At 47.3% G+C, this 18991-nt stretch carries 12 protein-coding genes; 4 read left to right on the forward strand and 8 right to left on the reverse strand.

Features of this window, described 5'->3' with window-relative positions; translation table 11 throughout:
• The first annotated feature begins 14 nt into the window (after window positions 1-14).
• The gene (locus ACKFKH_RS22675) at window positions 15-2552 is read left to right on the forward strand and encodes a tetratricopeptide repeat protein (protein ID WP_446860629.1); all 2538 of its coding nucleotides are present in this window, start codon (window positions 15-17) and stop codon (window positions 2550-2552) included.
• Here ACKFKH_RS22675 and ACKFKH_RS22680 read toward each other — a convergent pair.
• Entirely contained in the window at window positions 2539-2895 is a 357-nt protein-coding gene (locus ACKFKH_RS22680; RefSeq protein WP_446860630.1) for a hypothetical protein, read from the reverse strand. The genes ACKFKH_RS22675 and ACKFKH_RS22680 overlap by 14 nt on opposite strands.
• Before the next feature lie 484 nt (window positions 2896-3379).
• Between ACKFKH_RS22680 and ACKFKH_RS22685 the strand changes: the two genes are divergently transcribed.
• Together ACKFKH_RS22685 and ACKFKH_RS22690 are read left to right on the forward strand one after the other, a co-directional pair.
• Window positions 3380-3781 (forward strand): fasciclin domain-containing protein, encoded by a 402-nt coding sequence (locus ACKFKH_RS22685; protein WP_446860631.1) that lies wholly within the window; start codon window positions 3380-3382, stop codon window positions 3779-3781.
• Between the two features lie 453 nt (window positions 3782-4234).
• Window positions 4235-5317, forward strand: coding sequence for a fatty acid desaturase family protein (locus ACKFKH_RS22690; protein ID WP_446860632.1), 1083 nt, complete (start codon window positions 4235-4237; stop codon window positions 5315-5317).
• On the opposite strand, the gene ACKFKH_RS22695 is transcribed toward ACKFKH_RS22690, so the two are convergent.
• Both ACKFKH_RS22695 and ACKFKH_RS22700 read right to left on the reverse strand, forming a co-directional pair.
• Window positions 5301-6110, reverse strand: a complete 810-nt coding sequence (locus ACKFKH_RS22695; protein ID WP_446860633.1) for a DUF362 domain-containing protein — start codon at window positions 6108-6110, stop codon at window positions 5301-5303. The two genes, ACKFKH_RS22690 and ACKFKH_RS22695, sit on opposite strands and share 17 nt — an antisense overlap.
• Window positions 6111-6168: 58 nt before the next feature.
• Window positions 6169-7392, reverse strand: coding sequence for a sensor histidine kinase (locus ACKFKH_RS22700; protein WP_446860634.1), 1224 nt, complete (start codon window positions 7390-7392; stop codon window positions 6169-6171).
• A gap of 1209 nt (window positions 7393-8601) precedes the next feature.
• On the opposite strand from ACKFKH_RS22700, the gene ACKFKH_RS22705 reads away from it, so the two are divergent.
• Window positions 8602-10560 (forward strand): tetratricopeptide repeat protein, encoded by a 1959-nt coding sequence (locus ACKFKH_RS22705; protein ID WP_446860635.1) that lies wholly within the window; start codon window positions 8602-8604, stop codon window positions 10558-10560.
• An 82-nt stretch (window positions 10561-10642) separates the two neighbouring features.
• On the opposite strand, the gene ACKFKH_RS22710 is transcribed toward ACKFKH_RS22705, so the two are convergent.
• From ACKFKH_RS22710 to ACKFKH_RS22730, 5 genes are all read right to left on the reverse strand, one after another.
• Entirely contained in the window at window positions 10643-11845 is a 1203-nt protein-coding gene (locus ACKFKH_RS22710) for an ABC transporter ATP-binding protein (protein WP_446860636.1), read from the reverse strand.
• A 6-nt stretch (window positions 11846-11851) separates the two neighbouring features.
• On the reverse strand, window positions 11852-12652 hold the full coding sequence (locus tag ACKFKH_RS22715) for an ABC transporter permease (RefSeq protein WP_446860637.1): 801 nt from the start codon (window positions 12650-12652) through the stop codon (window positions 11852-11854).
• Entirely contained in the window at window positions 12636-15218 is a 2583-nt protein-coding gene (locus tag ACKFKH_RS22720) for a glycosyltransferase (protein WP_446860638.1), read from the reverse strand. Before ACKFKH_RS22720 ends, ACKFKH_RS22715 begins: the two co-directional genes overlap by 17 nt.
• Before the next feature lie 84 nt (window positions 15219-15302).
• Window positions 15303-17894, reverse strand: a complete 2592-nt coding sequence (locus tag ACKFKH_RS22725; protein WP_446860639.1) for a glycosyltransferase — start codon at window positions 17892-17894, stop codon at window positions 15303-15305.
• A 13-nt stretch (window positions 17895-17907) separates the two neighbouring features.
• On the reverse strand, window positions 17908-18984 hold the full coding sequence (locus tag ACKFKH_RS22730; protein WP_446860640.1) for a glycosyltransferase family 2 protein: 1077 nt from the start codon (window positions 18982-18984) through the stop codon (window positions 17908-17910).
• Window positions 18985-18991 lie beyond the last annotated feature (7 nt).

An 18991-nucleotide genomic window follows, 5' to 3' on the forward strand; every position in this document is an offset into this window, starting at 1 on the left:
CGAGGATTTTCTCAATGAAGTACCGCAATCCAGCGTTCTCTACAGTTCTTTGGCAAAGTGGGGTGGTTCTTTCGCTTTGCTGTCTGTCAGGTCAAGTGGTGAGCGCGACACCCTCAGAGCCGTCTTCTCAAATCAAGGTAGCGCAAGCGTCTCAGCCTTCTGGCCAAGCGGATGTCAGTCAGTCTCTGGCTCAGATGACGGCGTTGTTTAATATTCTGTTGACTATTCTGATTTTGCTGGTCGGAGGTGCGATCGCCACCCTCTGGATTCTACGTCGGGCAGTCATTCAAGAAGTGACGACGCGGGTCAAAGGTCAGGTTGCAGGATTGGAGGCGCTAGAAGGGCAGGTTTTGCGGACGCGAGAAGATGCGACAGCTATTTTGCACGAGTTGGAAGCGGTGGCTGACTCAGTGGAAGATGCGGCAAGTGGGCTACAAAAAAACATCGATCGCGAACAGCAAAATCTCTCAGGATTGGGAGTCGAGCTGTCTCAGTCAAAAAGCCAAATTCTCACAGATTTTGCGACTCAACTCAAAAGCTATCAGCAAAAATTAGAGCAATTAGATGCTGAATTTGTGGCCCAGCTTGCTCAAGTGCAGGAAACAGTCCAACAGCGTCAGGAACGATCGCTTCAGTCGATCGATCAGTCAGAACAAACCTTTGAATCTAATCTTGTGGAACTGCAAGGAACAGCACAGCAGCAGAAGGATTCGACGCTCAGCGCTTTGAGATTGTTGGCTTCAGAATTTGCGCCTCAGCTTGTCGCGCTCCAGTCCTCGGTTGAGCAACAACAAATGCGAGTTTTGCAGGGGTTAGAATCGTCTGAGCAAGAGTTTGACACAGAGTTGGCAACGCTGCGAGCGACGATCGAGAAACGTAAAAGCGATCTGCTAGAGAATCTGAGCCAAATTGCAGCCGAGTTTGTTCCAGAACTAGATACCTTGCGACAAACGACTCAACAGCAGCAAGAAAATCTTCTCGAAAAGTTCCGGCAATCCGAACAGACTTTGGATGCTCGATTGACAGAAACTCAACAGGTTGTTGAACAGCGTCGAGATGCTATGTTAGAGAATCTGGAAACGCTGGTTGCTGAAGTGACTCCTGAAGTGACAACGTTGAGAGAAACAATTCGACAACAGCAAGAGAACATTCTTGAAAATATCCAAAAATCGGAACAGGAGTTCAACGCTAGAATTTCTGAATTCAAAGAAATTACCGAAAAACAAAAGAATTTATCACTAGAAGATCTGGATAAACTAAAGTCGGAGCTAATTCAAAATCTACAAAAATCGGAACAGGAATTCAATATCCAATTAGTAGAATTTCAATCAACTGCCCAACGCCGCAATGATTCACTTTTAGAAAACTTAGAAACGCTAAAATCTAATTTTGAACCTCAGCTTGCTCAACTTCAAGCAGAAGCTCAGACACAGTTTCATCAGAAAAAAGACCTGATTCTCAAACGCTTAGAAACGATCGAGTCCGAATTCTCTGATCAAGTCGTGCAACTGCGATCGCAGACCAACACTGAAAAAGAATCTACGCTACAGACTCTCAGACAGCTACAATCCGAATTCTCAGCCCAACTGACAGAACTGCAATCAACTGCCCAAGAGCAAAAAGAACTCATCCTACAACAGCTTGCCGAAGCCTCTCCCGTTTCCGAAGCCACTGTCACCAAAGTTCAGAGAAAAACTCAGGCTCTCGCCGAACAAATCGAACTGCTGCAATCCATTCATCCCAATCTGTTTGTCGATACAAAGGCTTGCTTAAATCGGGGGAATGCGCTGTTTTCGGAAGGACTGTATCAAGCGGCGATCGTGCAATATGAGCAAGCCCTCGAAATCCAGCCCGACAACGCAGACATCTGGTATCAACAAGGATTGGCGCTGCAAAAAGTGGGTCGAGACAAAGATGCGTTTGATGCATTTACCAAAGCGATCGAACTTCAGCCCACTCACTACAAAGCCTGGGTCAGTCATGGTCTTATGCTCAGTCGTCAAAAACGCTATCAAGAGGCGATCGCGTCCTATGAAAAAGCCACGAAACAAAAGCCCGAATTTTCGGAGGCCTGGGTCAATCGAGGCGTGGCGTTGGGAATGTTGGGACGCAATCAAGCGGCGTTTGAGTCGTTCGATCGGGCGGTGCAGTTTCAACCTGACGACTCGGTAGCCTGGATGAATCGTGGCTTGGCGCTAGAGGAGTTAAACCAGCATCAAGAAGCGATTACCTCGTTTATCGAAGTCGTGCGGCTCAAGCCCAATTCCTATAAAGCATGGGACAAACGGGGAGTGGCGCTGATTCAACTAGGGCGCGATCGGGAAGCCATTTCCAGTTTCAATAAAGCGTTGGAAATCAAGCCAGACTATGCGCGTTCTCACTATAACAAAGCCACCTGTTACGCCCGACAAGGCAAAATTGATGCAGCCGTCGAGAGTCTAAAACAAGCGATCGACCTCAGCCCAAGCTACCAAAAAGAAGCGGCCACCGACCGATCGTTTGACACAATTTCGGGAGAAGTGGCCTTTCGACAACTGGTTAGCGGTGCGTAAACTGAAAGCCGATCGTCAGCGTTTCTAAAAAAGAGGCTTTGATTTCGCAGCCTAACAAGCCAAAAATTTGAGCTTCCGTTTTTTGCAAATCCTGCTGATCTTTGACACTCGCTTGATTGAGAGATTGATGCAGCAAAGCCAGCCGTTCTAACTCAAGCATCATCGAATCGACTTTTGATTCTTTGACATATAAGCTAGTCAAAATTTCTCTTACATTGCTGGTGTCGTCGGCTCTGATGCCCCTGTCCAACATTGGAAAGATCAGTCGATCGAGGTTTTGTTGTAAAAGTTTGCGAATGTAGTAACGAGTAGCAGGCGTAAAATGGCGGCGCATAGGTGACATGGCAGAGAACAATTCGGTAAATGAGCGCGATGGGTAATGGTAAAGCACCTAGGGGCGTAACTAATTTTTCTCTCTTTTTTCTGTAAATCGGAGAAGATTTCAGTTACATTTGTCACACCTTAACTGCAAAACACTGAGATGCGGGAAGCCGTTAGACAATCTTTATATTGTCCAGCTTAACTTCTGAAACCTTGGTGTAGAGGGAGCTTAAGCGATCATAGATAGTCAACATTACATAAGCTTCTGATTAAAATCCTTAAACCAAAATTAAGAAACTCGCGAAAACACGGATCTTTGTTAAAGCGCTCTTTTATGTTTGTAATTAAAAACTCCTGAAATACAACCTGATGATTTAGCCCCGCTAACTGCGCTAGAAGCCAATCCTTGCAATTTCTATGTCTTAAGACAGTTACATGAGCAATTAGACACTTTTCTTTACAAAAATACGTTACCTTTGCTACAGACACACAAGCTAGGTAAATTTATGTCAGACATTGTTGATACTGCCATTGGTGCTGGTTCATTTGGCACTCTAGTCGCTGCTGTTAAGGCTGCTGGTTTAGTAGATACCCTCAAAGGCGCTGGCCCATTTACCGTTTTTGCACCGACTGACGAAGCGTTTGCTAAACTTCCCGCAGGCACCGTAGATTCACTGCTCAAGGATATCCCCAAGCTGACGAAAATCCTCACCTACCACGTTGTTTCAGGCAAAGTGATGGCGGCTGATGTGGTAAAGCTGAAGTCAGCGACCACTGTCCAAGGTTCAGATGTGAAGATTGATGCCTCCAGTGGTGTCAAAGTCAATGATGCCACCGTAACAACACCAGATGTTGCGGCTGATAACGGCGTGATTCACGTCATTGATACTGTGCTGATTCCTGCATAGTTGGGCGATCGCATCTAGCAGTCCTAAATCAGTTGTAACGCCAAATTGATCTTTGAGTGCTACAGATCTTGGAGAGCAACCTAAATTCCCTACTTGTGGGAAACTTCAAGCCAAAGAAGTCTCGGATTCTCAAAGTCCCCCAGAATGGGGGATCTAGGGGGCGACGGATCTGTAGCATTCACAAATTGATTGGGTATGAGAATCCTTAAAGGGCGGGTTTTTGGCGATTAGTTCTTAGCGATCTACGACTAACCCCTCATCACTAGCCGCCGCTCACAACTCAAATAGGATTGCTATAGAACTCTATTGATGGGGTGGCAGCTAAATCAGGTTGCTGCCCCAAACTTGTTTAAACAGACTCTAGCTTTGCTTTTTAGATCTGCTTCTGAAAAGACTAAACCGATTGAGCAAGAAGTTTCCACTGCATTTAAGGCTATCAATAAGTTGAGAACTTTGATTCACGAACCGCTCATCCACCAGGCAAAGTATGCTAGAGCGTTGCGCCCTCTTCTTCCGGATGAAGCATTCGCTCCTGACCCAGGCAAACTAACGATTTTGCTCGCTAATTTAGTCATTTTGATAGTAGGCTGGACGATCGCCGCCACGCTCAGTGATTGGGACATTCGCTTACTAGGGCTGTTTTTACCGATCGCGCTGATTATGGGCAACAGTGTGATTGCCTTGCTATTTAGTGTTCATGCTTTGATGCACGGCAGCGTGATCAAAAATTCTCGTCTTAGTCATGGGGTTACGCTACTGGCACTTGCAGTTTGGTGGATGCCACCTACCCTCTGGAAGGCCGTTCACAATCGAGAACACCACAATAAAACAAACTCGATCGCTGATCCCGATCGCAGCTACACATATGAGCAGCCCAACACCTGGGGCAAATGGATTCAAAATCAGTTTGTGCCTTCTTCTGAGGTGAGTCCCCTGGGTTTAGTGATGGGAATGGTCAGCGCTTGGGGCGTTCATGGATTTCGCAATCTTACGGCTGTTGTTTTGTTTAATCGCAAATCGGTTCAGTATGTTCCGGCTGCTTTGACGGTCAGCCCAAAAGAACGGTGGGCGATCGCACAGGAATATCTTGTACTCATTGCCATTCATTTCAGCGTGATTGCTTATTTAGAGTTTGACTTAAAGCAACTGCTGCTGGGCTATTTTCTTCCGATCGCCATTGGTTATGCTGGAGCGATGTTTTACATCTTCACCAACCATTTGCTGTGTGAGATGACGAGCGTGAATGATCCGCTTGTTAATACCGTTTCGCTGCGAGTTCCTAAGCTATTCGATCGACTGCATTTAAACTTTTCTTACCATACAGAACATCACATTTTCCCCGGCATGAATTCTGATTACTATCCGATGGTTCAAGAACTATTGAAAGCTCATTATCCTGAGCGATATAATCTCTTGAACGCCGGAGAAGCTTGGCGCTTGTTGATGCACACTCCTCGTCACTATCGAGATAGCAATACCTTTACAAATTGGTCAGGGAAAGCCTCTATTTCCTGTCCGCTCAATCAGGTTGAGTAATCTGCGCCTGTTTTCTATGTTGCTCAATGGCTTCTAAATAGTCAGGAATCGGTTCTTTAGTTGCCTGACAAGCAACCCGATCGACCGCTACCAAATCGTCCCCAAAAAAGACCTTGCCAACCTCGATCGCGGTTCCTTTGTCAGGTTTCCAATCGTGGCTCATCAAACGGCGATCGGCATCCACCACGGCTCCATCAAACAGATGCCCAATGCAAAAATAGACATCCTGTAAGATTTGCGGCACCGAGGGGCGATGCAGTTGTCCGCGTGAATTGGCGCTCCTGGCTTTGTATTTGGCGCGAGGAAAGAGTCCGTAGAGATTTTTTAGTGACGCAGAAATGAGAGGCTGATCTTTCAGTATCGTGCGCTTAAAGGTTCCGACGGTGATGCGACAATCGACTTCTTGCAAAAGAGCAGGTGCCCACATCGTCTGAAACCGAACCGGAGTCGGAGAAAGATTGGGATACTCGACGATCGACAGCGCATCTGCGTCCAATAGCTGCATTCCCTCATCAAGAAGCGCGTATAGTCCATTCTTTCCGGCAATATCAGCCAGACTAACGGGAGAGCAAACGCCCTCGACAATCAAAATTTCAGCCTGGGGACTCGCCAGCCGCAACGCCGACAGCACACTCCTCAAAACGCCCATACTCACCGTCACAGGCGGCCCAACAGGATAGCCAAGATTGGGTTTTACCAAAATCCGTTTGGCATTGTGAGCGATCGCAGGGGGCTGATAAACAAAATCTTTAGCAGATGCAGTCTGAACAGGCGCAGAAATCTGAGTCGGCATACAAATTGAACTGAATATCACAAACCAATCATTGCACTCAATTCAGAACCCTCATCCCTCATCCCTCATCCCTCATCCCTGTACAAAGGACTTTTTTTGACTCGTTAACGGCGATCGGCAAAGAAACCACAAACGTTGAACCAACTCCGACTTCTGAAGTGAGAGAAATCTTTCCCTGTAATAGCTTCACTAATCGAGCGACGATAGCCAGTCCCAATCCAGTACTACCAGGGACGTGAGAGTGATCGGCTGACACGACTCGGACATAAGGCTCAAAAATTCGACTCTGGTCTTCGGGAGAAATGCCAATCCCAGTATCACGGATGGTAATTGACCAATCGCAATCGTGGAGTTGGCAAGCGATCGTAATGGTTCCTTTTTCGGTATAGCGGACAGCATTGCTCAAGAGATTGGTCAGGATTTGCTGTAGGCGCATCGCGTCGGTCACCATCAAAATCGGCGCCTTTACATCGACAATCAACTGCAAATTTTGAGCATCGGCAAGCGGTTGAATCACTTCTAACGCCGCATCAATCACCGATCGCACATCAACCCGCGTCAGATTAAGCTGCATTTGTCCAGATTCGTAGCGTGACAGTTCTAACGCATTGTTGATTAAGTGCAGCAGTTGCCGACCGTTGCGAAGCACTCGCTCAAGATGATCCAGTGTAGGAATGCTATCTTTGACCTCAGACTTTTTCTGCTGACGTAGTACTAATTCTGAATAGCCAATAATGGAGTTGAGCGGTGTTTTGAGTTCGTGGGCGAGATAAGAAAGATTGTCTTGGCTGACACTGACGAGACGATTTAATTCTTGATTGGTCAGCGTTAACTGGGTTTGGAGTTGTTCTAGTTCTTGTAACCGCTCTCGCACATAGCTTTTGAAACACTGGGCGATCGCTTCATCGATCACAGCATCGATCAATACAAAAGCCCGAATCACATTCGTAACTGAATCACTGAGAAGATTGTCTTGCAACGCTGAAACGATCGTTGATCGCAATAAGTGATACTCTCGCGCAATCTCTGTCGGGTCAAACCCCTGTTCTGCCCTCAGCGCTCCATGCTCTAAGCTAGCCTTTGCTAGAGACTCGACGTTACTTTCTTCGGTGCGCGAGAGAACGGTTGACAGCGCTTTTAGCACTACCGGAATGTGGTCGCGGACAGCGGTGGGCGATAAGCGATCGGTACTTTGAATGCGTCGATCTTGAGAAACCGCTTTCACCCATTCTTCGACGATCTTATCCGCTTTTTCTGTGAGTTGTTGGCTAATATCAGTCATCATTCAATTCTCGCTGGCGGCAAAATAGCTGACCTGATGAGCTGTCTCTGGGGAGCGATATAAAGAGATAGAGAGAAGTCAATCATACACCTCTCCAGAGGGCAAGTGTAGAGTCTAGCTTAAGATAGATGTTTTTGACGCGAATTATCAACCTTTTGGCTAAAAATGTCCTGATCTGCGGTCAATTAATGCGATGAAGCACTCTCGCTAATCTTTGGATTGCTAGTGATCAGGCGTTACTGATCGTCCTGTAGGAAGTTCCAATTTTGCGTGCGCTCTAGCCTTTTTTCTTTAGTGCAGAATGCGCGATCGCCAAGGTCAGATAGATTGAAGTGACCACCTTCGTTCAGGATCGCAGATGAAAGCAAAAATTCCCGACGCTACTAAGAAATCGAGAATGTCATACCAAGTTGAAAATAAGCTGCAATCAATTGATCAGTCAAACTTAGTCAAAGCCCCCCAGAATTGGCTGCCGTGTACACCCAAGTCGATCAATCTGTCATTGCTGAGATCCTTCGCCCCCTAAATCCCCCAAAAATGGGGGACTTTGAGCCGTCGTCCTGGCTTTGAACTTTGGAAATCTTTCCTTTGTCAAAGTCCCCCAACATGGGGGATTTAGGGGGCTGAAACCGACTGAAACGAAGCGACAACGACTTATGTGTACACCGTAGCCAGAATTGGGGGATTTAGAGGCGAGGATCTGTAGCAAGTAACCGTTGATTTGGTATAAGTGTGTATTTTGCAACAAGGCTATTTGTAAAAACCACCCTAAACCACAGGTAGTTCCATTGCTGAACGATCGCGCTAATTCATTCGTTTACAGTCGGGTTGACAGGTCTCCCAGTCAGCCGCTTCTACGTTGAAAGTGTTCTTGCTCGCGTCGGATGGGTTGGTCTTGGAAGGCTGGGACTATCTGGCTACAGAGATCAAAATCAAGATAGAAAGGCAAGAGCCGTCAGAATCACATCACTTATCGGGAATGAAATTGATTGTGAAGATGGCAAGGATTTATTGTGCGATCGAGGGCGCATAAAGTGTGAGTGAAACGATAAATGAGAAGCTAATGGCTACAATCTCAGATGACAGTTCAACCAGGATTGGCTTCTATTAGAACAACAGCTTTTGATCACAATTCTCTGGGTGATATCCGAGTGTAATTGACGACGACTACAGTTGAAAACTTGACCGAAAGACTTCTGAAATATGAGTGTGATTCAGCGATTAAAACAGTGGTATAAAAGCAGCGCCGTCGCGATCGGTCGTCTGAGCGTCAAGTCCAGTTCTACCAATCCGGGCGCTCATCACCGACTGAGCAAAGCCCTCGTCCAGGCAGAACAGTGGTCAGCGGCGATCGCTGCTTGCCAACGAGCGATTGAATTGAACTCAAAAAATCCCTGGTTTTACAAAACGTTAGCTGAGGCTTACATGGGGGAGGGTCAATGGAAAGAAGCCGTTTCAGCAAGTCAAATCGGAATCGCTTTAGATCCTAATTTGCCCTGGTTGCATCATGGGTTGAGTAAAGCGCTGATCGGACAGGAAAAATGGGAAGCGGCGATCGCGTCCGTTCAGCAGGCGATTGATTTGAACGATGCAGTTTCCTGGTTTCATTTCACATTGGGAGAGGCGTGTTTTAAATCGGGCCAGTGGGCGGCGGCGATCGTGCCTTTGCGTCGAGCTATTGAGTTAGCTCCTGGGTTTCCCTGGTCTTATTATTATTTGGGTCAGGTGTTGGTGGCTCAAGAAGATGTGGAGGGGGCGATCGAGGTTTACCAACAGGTGCTAAAACGACACCCCAATATGGAGTATCTTCGGTCTTGTCTAGACTATGCTTTGCATCTCAAAGATCAGGATCAAAGAATTCAGGCTTACGTTCAAGAGTATTCTCAAAAACATTCTCAAAAGCATTCTCGGACGCAGGTGAATAAGAGCGAGTCTTTGCGAATTTTGATGGTCACGCCATATCCGACTTATCCCCCTAAGCATGGTGCAATTACTCGCATGTTTTATGAGATGCAAGCGTTGAGCCGTCAGCATCATTTAGTCGTAGTTTCGTTTGTGTTTTCGCAGGGTGACTATCGGTTAGAGGCAGAGGTGAGCCATTTTTGCAATCTGTCAATCACGGTCATGTTAGGCGATGCGCCCCCTCGACAACCTCAGCAGCCTAAACTAATTCATCGCTACAGTAGTCAGAGAATGCGTAAGATTCTCAATACTTTGCAGACTGCCAACTTTGACATTGTGTTGTGTGATTTTATATACATGGCACAATACCGAGATATTTTTCAAAATACATATTGTGTATTAGGAGAACATAATATTGAATCACAATTATTAAAACGCTGTGCGGAAGTTAACGGCAACGTAGAAGTAAATAAATTGGCAACGCAAACGGAATCAGTAAAAGCATTTCTGGAATCCGAGTCAGAGTCGGCGTTGTTAGCAGATTTTGAAACGCAATACTGGCGGAAATTTAATCTCAGAATCGTGGTGAGTGAGAGCGATCGCCAAACGCTAGAAAGTCGCTGCAATATTGGTTCAACGATCGTGGTAAACAACGGCATTGATACTACTGAAGTAACATTGTTGGAAAATCCTGACAATAAAAATATTCTGTTTATCGGCACCTTAAATTACTATCCCAACATTGACGGAGCCTGCTACTTTGTGGAGAAGATTTTACCGATCGTTTGGCAGCAAGACCCGACCATTTGTTTTTGGATGGCTGGGGCTGACCCGCCTCAAGCGATTCTCGATCTGGCCCAGGATTCTAGAATTCGGGTGATTGCCAATCCGGAGACGATGAGTGATGTGGCTCAAAATTGTCAGATGACGATCGTTCCCTTGCGAATTGGGGGCGGCACTCGGATTAAGATTCTCCACTCGATGGCGATGGGGTTACCTGTGGTGACGACAAGTTTGGGCTGTGAAGGGTTGGCGATCATGGAGGGCGTGCATCTACTCATCCGTGACCAGCCAGAATCGTTTGCGGAAGCGATTTTGCAACTCCTCTCGGATGACGAACTCCAGGAAAAGCTGCGCGTAAACGGTCGGCAATTAGTCGAACAGCAGTATGACTGGCGGCAGATTTTTGAGCGAGCGGAACGGCAGATTGTGGCAGGATTTTGGAAATGGCGAGAGGAGCGATCGGGCAGTAATAATTCTGAGTAGTATGAATTCAATAAAGGTCTTTGGCTTTGTTGTTTGGAACTTCTGTCTCCAATTCTAGGGGACTTTTGAGACATGGAGAGGGCTACAGATCGAGGGAAATGGGCGAGACGATTTCCCAGTGGCGGGGGGGACAGAGGAGGCTTTGCTCGTTGGGTGTCCAGGCGATTTGGAACGGATGCTGGTTCCAGTGATAGTCGTAGGTGAGATTCCAATCGGAGGAAAATATACCAGCGTTAACATAGTAGTGGCCACCACTGAGATCTAAGCGATCGACACACAAGCGAATCTTTCCCATTCCTACAGATATCGGAATCGTCAATGCTGAAGTGAATGTGTTGGTGTTAAAGTAGATCTGACCGTTTTCATCACTAATGCTAACGCTGAAGATCACAGATGAAAACTGCTGGTGTGATTCGTAGTTAATCTCAATCGTCATGGGATCGCCATTGTTGATCTCAGTAATAGAATTGTGACGTGAATCGAATAAATTAACTTCTATGATTTCTATTTCACGAGAATAACTGCGAAATTTTTTGGCGTGAGATTGCAAATCCATAATGCCCGCATATCGTCCTGCAACCACTTCGGGATCGCCGTAGGCTTCAACCTGTCCCTGTTTGAGCCACAAAGCCTGATCGCATAGTTGCTGAATTTGTTCAACGTTGTGAGAAATCAGCACGACTGCACAACCATTTGATTTGAGATCAGCAATGCGATCGAGGCACTTGCCCTGAAATGCGCCATCGCCCACAGATAAAAATTCGTCAATCAACAGCACATCTGGTTCTGTGTGAATGGCTACCGAGAAAGCCAGCCGCATCAACATTCCAGTACTGTAAGTGCGAACGGGATTGTCGACAAATGAGTCCAATTCTGCAAAGTTGACGATCGCTTCAAAGCGTCGGGTCACTTCTCGTCGGGTCAAGCCTGCCACGATCGCGCTGACAAATACATTCTCTCGTCCCGTCAGATCGGGGTGAAAGCCTGCCCCCAAATCCAACAGTGCGCCCATTCGTCCGTTGACTTTGATCTGCCCTTCATCGGGACGCACCACCCCGCTCAAAAGCTGAAGTAGCGTCGATTTTCCTGCCCCATTGTGACCAATCACACCCAACATTTGGCCAGGGGCAACCGTAAAACTCACCTCGCGCAGTGCCCAAAAGTAGTCGATCGCTTTCATGCGGCGATGTCCCGAAAGGGCGGCCTCCATAATGGTGCGGGGGCGATCAGCGTGATAGCGACTGTAGCGTTTACCCAGTCTGTGAGCGGTGACAGCAGGTTGCATGAGGGTCTAAATTTCTTCTACAAAGCGTTCACTCTGGCGCTTAAAAACTCGATATCCCAGAGGAAGGAGGATGCCCGATAGGATAGCCAAAATTAGCAGCGATCGCCAATTGGGTTGAGTGCCATAAATTAAGACGGCTCGATAGGCTTCGAGTAAAGTGACCAGAGGATTGAGAGCAAAGAGCGATCGAAACTGCTCAGGAACTTTGTTGAGATCATAGAAAATCGGCAGAATATAGAACATCAACTGTAATACAACGCCCAACGTATGTTGAGTATCTCGAAAGGTCACATTCAATGCTGCTAAGGGATAGGCAAAACTAACGGTGAGAATAAATTGCAATCCGAATAAGATGGGTAAAAATGTAAAATTGTAAGTTAAATGAACTCCATCAAAGATTAGAAAAAACAATAGAACAGGTAGTGCTAACAGGAAGTGAATTAAACCTGTGGTGACGGTGACGATCGGTAAAATAGTAATCGGAAAACCTGGCTGACGAACCAGAGCGCGATTGCCTGTAATTAATCCGGTGGCTTGAAAAAGAGACGTTTGTGTCCATGTCCAGACGAGTAGACCACTGAATGCAAAAGATGAATACTGAGGAACATTCACCAATAACACCAGACGGAATACGAACGTAAACACTAATAATTGCAGCAAAGGACTGATCAGCGTCCAGGCGATACCGAGGGTCGATCGCTTATACAACAGCTTCAAATCCCGGACAACCAACTCTCGCAGCAAATCTCGATAGTAGACAAACTGCCGTCTTTGCCAAAAGGTTGACCGTCTACTTTTGAGAAACATAGGATTGATTTTGGAGGGATTCGGTTCGTTCTATAACTGGAATGTAGGGCTGACTGCGACCATTGCGTTTGACGAGTTGACAGCTTTGCCAATAGCCCCAGGAGCCAGCAATTAACCCAGAAATTTCTTGCCAGAGATACAGCCAAGGTGTGTCGTGTTTGCGCTGGAGTCGATCGACAATTCGCCAGACAAAATAGCGAGGCATGACGTTGACTAACTGCCGCAATCCTCGGCTGTCTTTTTCGTTTAACCAGAGGTGGAGATGATAGGCAGTACAGCTTTTCATTTGGCCATAAATTTGACGATAAAAGGCGGACAGTTCTCGACGATGACGATGCCACACATAAGCTTCGGGAGCGTAAACTAAGGTGTACCCTGCTTTGAGAACTTTGTAATAGAGGTAGGTTTCTTCTGCACCTGCGGCGGGCGTTCCGGGGCCCAGGGTTTCTTCCATTAATCCAATTTGCGGATGGCTAAAAATGCTGGTTCGCATCGCAGAATTTGCCGATACGCCCAACTCCCAAACGGGCGGAGAATATTCAAAAGAGGCTAACCAGTTTCCATCTACTTCTAAAGGTAAAAATCCGGCGCTCAAACCGTTTTTCAGCTTTTCAAACATCCGTTGGGCGGGGGTTTCGAGTTCTAACGGCAAGACATTTCCCGTGACGACCATCACATCTGGACGCGCCATCGGAGCAATCAGTTTTTCGAGCCAATCCGGAGGAACGGTGACATCATCATCGACGGTGACAATGATTTCGCTTGTACTGGCGACGATCGCCGCATTTCGTCCATACGCTCCGCCTTTTCGAGTCTCTTGAACGAGTTTGACTTGGGGAAATTGAGCGACGATCGGCGGAGTCAAGCCTGAATCTGGGCGATTGTCGGCCACGATAATTTCTATGGATCGAGTCGTTTTTTGGGCGGTGAGATGATGGAGACAATTCAATAAGTCAGTGGGTCGATCGCAGGTTGTAATGATGATGCTGACAGGAATTTGGTCGGAGAGTGAGGGCTGGGGAGTGGTCGGTTTAGCGATCGGAGTCCAATGCTGGGTCAGCAGAAAATCTAAGGCTTTGCGGGCAGTTTCGCGGTTACGCTGGTGAGGAAGAGAGAGCAGATCGAAGGTGAGTTGGTGAGCGATCGCGTCTCTCAGTTGAGCAGCACTGATGGGTGCAACCTGATTTTTGATGTCTACAGAACCGATGAATGTCGAACCTTCGGTAACAAAAATTCGAGTGGCTTGGTAGCCTGTGATATCAAGTAAATCAGGAAGCAAATCGGGTAAATCACTCAAGTCAATTGCCTGCGTGGTCATTAATTTGGGTGTGGGTTCAATCGACACAACTTTGTGAATGGGGGCGGTCTGTCTTGCTTGCTGGTAGCCTTGCCAACTGCGCCACACGCCCTGAAATTCAGCAATAATAAAATCGCGAGGCAGATTATAGGGGCGCAACCAAGAAATACACAGCCGCGCAAACTTCCACAACGCTAAACACAAAAAGCTTAAACGTAATTTTGGATAAGCTGCAATGCCTGTGTAAATGTAAGCGTAAAAGCTGGTGAGATTGCGAGTGAGAAACGATCGCATCGCTTGATCATACTCTGGAGACCGATACCGAACGATCGCATTTGGCTCATAGAGAAGCGTCTGTCCGGCAATCAGAATTCGACAAAACATTTCCCAATCGCCGCCGCCTTCGGTCAGAGTGTCTCGATCGAGTGCCAGGTCAAACATGCCAATCTGCTCAAACAATCTGCGACGATAGGACATATTCACCCCAGAACCTAGCTGCATCGTGCCCAGATCGCTCCAGGATTTGAGAGAAGAATTCCAGCGTCGATCGCACCCTCGCCCCAAACCATACCAAAACTCAAAGAGCGCCTGATTTTCGGTTTCGATCTGGTCAGGAATTACCAGTCCTGTGAGCGCCATGACTTGAGGATTTTGGGCAAACGAGGTGGCGATCGCGCCAATCCAATTTGTATCCACGATGCCCTGTTCGTCTGTGAAGGCAATGATTTCGTTTCGTGCTTTCCCGATCGCCAGATTTCGCGCTTGATTGAGGCCAACTTTATCGGTGTAGAGGTGGTGAAAAGTTGGATAATTCTGCTGCACGATTTTTTGAAGTGCGTCACTCTGCGGAGCGTTTTCGACAATCAGAATTTCTAAATTGGGATATTCAAGTTTTTGGAGTGCCTGTAGACAATCCGTGAGATCTAATTCCGTCGATCGTCGAGGACAAAACGCCACTGTGACAGACGGCAAATTCTGAATTGCAACGGGTGTCAGCTTCAGTAAATCCGCAATTTGCCAGCTAGAATCTGGAACGGCTAATCGATAGTTGATCAACTGCCGCCCGATCGCTTCCGCAAACTGAGGAAAAATCTCTTGAGCGATGGCGTGTCCCGAACATTCTCCCCGCTTAACTGGAAGCTGAATATAACCGATCGGACTTCCATGCAGCTTAACCAGACCGCGCAAAAACTGATAGCCCTCCAGGTTAGTAATGGATTCTAACGGACGGCTTAACTCGATATCGGTGACTTTGATGCGATTGGACATGGGGGAGGGAGGACGGAGGACGGAGGACGGAGGACGGAGGAGTTTAAGAATTCGTGGTTCTTAAGACCGTTTGTCTGAGGTCTGTTACGTCTGCCTTTTTTCTACTGTTTTCATTGATGGAGCTGCTGTGTGAACTTGGGTGCGTCCTTGTTGATCGACTCGCTGCCACGATCGCCAGAGTGACCACGGCCCAGCCAGGTTTCCGGCGATTTCTAGCCAGATGAGTGACAGGGGGTAAAAGCGATCTCCTTTGAGCCAGAGCAACAGACGTTTGAGGTAGTAAAGCGGCAAGAAGATGAGTAGGGTGCCCAAAGCGCGGAGGTCGCGATCGCACAGTACGGTGGTCAAATGATAGGCGACAAACCCCTTGCTGTAGTTGTATAGCTGACGACGCAGGGCAGACATTTCGCGGCGGTGTTTGTGCCAGACGTAGGCGGTCGGTTCGTAGACGATCGTGTAGCCTGCTTTGAGAACTTTGTAGAACAGATAGATGTCTTCTCCGACTCCTGAAGGCATTCCGGGGCCGAGGGTTTCGTTCATGAGTCCGATCGCGGGATGGCGAAAAATGCTGGCGCGAAAGGCGGCGTTGGCAGTGCCTCCTAATTCCCAGGTGGGGACGGCGTGAAAGGGCGATCGCTCAAACCAGTCGCCGTTGACTTCAAAGCGCTCAAATCCGCGTCCGAGTCCGCCGTTGCCGTAGTGTTCAAAAAGCTGTTGGGGGCGGGTGTCTAGTTCCAGGGGCAAAATGTTTCCCGTCACGGTCATCACATCGGCGCGCGCAAAGGGAGCAATGAGTTTTTCGAGCCAGTCGATCGACAGCGTGACATCATCATCGATCGTGACAATAATCTCTCCTTGACTGGCAACAATTCCAGCATTGCGGGCGTAGGCGACTCCTTGACGAGGTTCCTCAATCAAGCGCACCGTGGGGAATTGGCTCACGATCGCCGTTGTCAATCCCGATGCTGGGTGATTATCGACCACGATGATTTCGACCGATCGCACAAACGTCTGAGACACCAAACTTTGGAGACAGTGACGCAAATCATCCGGGCGATCGTAGGTGCCAATCACGATCGAGACTGATACATGCGTGGGGAGTGTTGCAGAGGGAACGCGATCAGATTCCCATAATTTTGAACTCCATAATTTTGAACTCCATAATTTTGAACTCAATGTCTCTACGATTTCAGTTCCCAATCGCATCACGCTAATCGGTTGATAGTCATTTGTAATATCAACTTGTCCCAAAGGTGATCCCTGTTTCATGACAAAGACGCGGACTTTACCAACTTCTGTAACGTTGTAAATCGGTTCTAAAGGCTGTGTAATTTCAATTGCACGAACTGCAATTTTATCGGTGACTTCTTTTTGAATAGGTGTGGACTGTTTGACTCGATCGCTGGGTGATTTTCCATACTTTTTAGCAATCTCATCAGCAATCTTTTTAGATTTTGGATACTTGTCTAAACTCGTCAGACAACCCCAAAGTTGAGCCACAATCAAGTCACGCGGAAATCGAGTCGGACTCAACCAGGACAACATCAACGGACGCAAATGACCCGACCACAACCACGACAACCCTAGACGAATCAGAGAAAGCGTCGTTTCGGGATAGACGATCGCCGTTCGCACAAAAAACGCATAAACACTACCGTTGTGAGCGAGTTGAGTTCGCAGTTGGGCATAGTCTCGTCGATGTCGGTGACGCACGATCGCACTGGGTTCATAAACCAGCGTATGACCTTCTTTGAGAATGCGAAAAAACATCTCCAGATCACCTGCTCCATTCGTCACCGTGCCCACATCCAAAGCAGGATCAAAATAGCCAATCTCGTCAAACACACTGCGCCGATAAGCCATGTTTGCCCCGGTGCCCAAGTTGCCCGTTCCCAGTTGCGTCCAGTGCATGGGTTGCCCTCGGCCGACTCGCCACCACCGTCGCCGAAATCCTCGCCCAAATCCGCCATTCATCTCAAACAAAACTTGAGCGTCGGTTTCTAACTCATAAGGCACGACCAACCCCGTCACCGCCATCACTTCAGGATTTTCGACAAACACTTGAGCGAGTGATTTTACCCAGTTGCGATCGACCACCGTATCGTCGTCGGTGTAAGCCAAAATGTCTCCGGTTGCTTCTAGAATGGCTCGATTGCTGGCCCAGTCTCGTCCCAGACGCGGCTCACACACGTAGCGAACGCGGGGATAAGTTTGCACTAATTTCTCAGTTGCGTCACTGCTGGGTGCGTTGTCGATGACCAATAAATCCAGGTTGGGATAGTCTAATTGGCAAAGTGAAGTGAGGCAAAGATTGAGATCAGAGGTGCGATCGCGCGTACAAATTGCAACGGTGACAGACGGTAAAGCTTTCTGTTGGCTGATTGGCGGAAATTTGAGTAGATCATCAAACTGTAGTTTTTCAGGTAATCCTTTCAATAATTGATTGAATAGAAGCTGTTGAATAATTGAATCACAATGCTGTTCTAGAATCTGTTGCTCAAGGTAATCGGCTGAACATTGATGATTGCTAATCGGAACGTTAATCCATCCGATCGCAGTCCCATACAGTCTTACCAATGCCTGAAGCCTGACATAGCCGTGTAGTTGATCAAAGGCAGCGATCGGCTGTCCCAATTCAATCTCGACAACTTTAATCGGGGTGAGTGCAGAAGTCATGAAGGGCAGCACCTTAAGAAGAATGTTCGGATAATGTCGATCGTCCAGTTTGCCCCACTCGTGAAAGCAGCGTTTGCAAACCATTTCCCACAAGCACTTTGAGAAACACTTTGGCTCTATTTCGGTTGCTTGAAGCAGCTTGTCGATGAGGACGAGAGAATCCGAACCAGCTTTTTATTAATAATTGATAGTATCCCACTCGTAAAAATGGAGTAACTCGATCAACTCTAACCGCTTCAAAAAGCCAGAACAAGGTTGTACGATCGTCTCCCCAATCAGAACTTTGATGAGCGAAATATAAGTAGAGACTACTACTCGATAATGAATATAAAAAGTTGGGGATTTCTAAATGTTTTTCTCGAATAGATTGCAGCATTAAAGTGTGCGATCGGGCCATACAAGAATAGTCACAGGACATACTTTGCCGAATCTTACGATAACCGACTAAAAACTCAGGGACGGCTCGAAATTCATATCCTTCAGCAATTCTCAAATACAAATCCCAATCTTCACAACCTTGGGCATTTTGTGCTTTTAGCTGACAATTGTAGCCGCCCACTTTCTCAAAACAGCCTGCTTTAATCAACGTGGCGCTAGCATTTCCCAAAAAGTTGTGACACAGCAGCGTTTGAAAAACATTCCCCTCAATTTTCGCGGCGTGAAATCCTCCCGTTTGCTGATCTTGCTCATCAATATCGATCGACCAGCTATAAACCAAGCCCACCGATTTAGGAGACGCTAATAAGCATTGAACCTGCTTTTCTAAATTGTGAGGATACCAGAGATCATCCGCATCGATCGGGGCGATTAGTTCCCCTTTGGCTAGTTGAATTGCCCGATTTCGAGCCGCCGCAACGCCTGCATTTTGCTGCTTGACTAAGAGAATTCGTTCATCGGTTTTAGAGAGGCGATCGACGATTTCAGCGGTGCTATCTTGAGAGCCATCATCGACCACAATCACTTCTAGATTCTGATAAGTTTGAGTCAGAATTGAGGTCAAGGTTCTCTCAATAAAAGCCGCCGCATTGTATGCCGGAACAATCACTGAGACAAGCGGTAAAGACAGGGCAGTTGCGGATTGGCTCTTCACATCGGGA

The sequence above is a fragment of the Phormidesmis sp. 146-20 genome, assembly GCF_052939475.1.

Excerpts from the sequence above, each read along its gene's own strand:
- ACKFKH_RS22675 (WP_446860629.1), top strand. The coding sequence starts at position 15 with ATGAAGTACCGCAATCCAGCGTTCTCTACAGTTCTTTGGCAAAGTGGG.
- ACKFKH_RS22680 (WP_446860630.1), bottom strand. The coding sequence starts at position 2,895 with ATGTCACCTATGCGCCGCCATTTTACGCCTGCTACTCGTTACTACATT.
- ACKFKH_RS22685 (WP_446860631.1), top strand. The coding sequence starts at position 3,380 with ATGTCAGACATTGTTGATACTGCCATTGGTGCTGGTTCATTTGGCACT.
- ACKFKH_RS22695 (WP_446860633.1), bottom strand. The coding sequence starts at position 6,110 with ATGCCGACTCAGATTTCTGCGCCTGTTCAGACTGCATCTGCTAAAGAT.
- ACKFKH_RS22700 (WP_446860634.1), bottom strand. The coding sequence starts at position 7,392 with ATGACTGATATTAGCCAACAACTCACAGAAAAAGCGGATAAGATCGTC.
- ACKFKH_RS22710 (WP_446860636.1), bottom strand. The coding sequence starts at position 11,845 with ATGCAACCTGCTGTCACCGCTCACAGACTGGGTAAACGCTACAGTCGC.
- ACKFKH_RS22715 (WP_446860637.1), bottom strand. The coding sequence starts at position 12,652 with ATGTTTCTCAAAAGTAGACGGTCAACCTTTTGGCAAAGACGGCAGTTT.
- ACKFKH_RS22720 (WP_446860638.1), bottom strand. The coding sequence starts at position 15,218 with ATGTCCAATCGCATCAAAGTCACCGATATCGAGTTAAGCCGTCCGTTA.
- ACKFKH_RS22725 (WP_446860639.1), bottom strand. The coding sequence starts at position 17,894 with ATGACTTCTGCACTCACCCCGATTAAAGTTGTCGAGATTGAATTGGGA.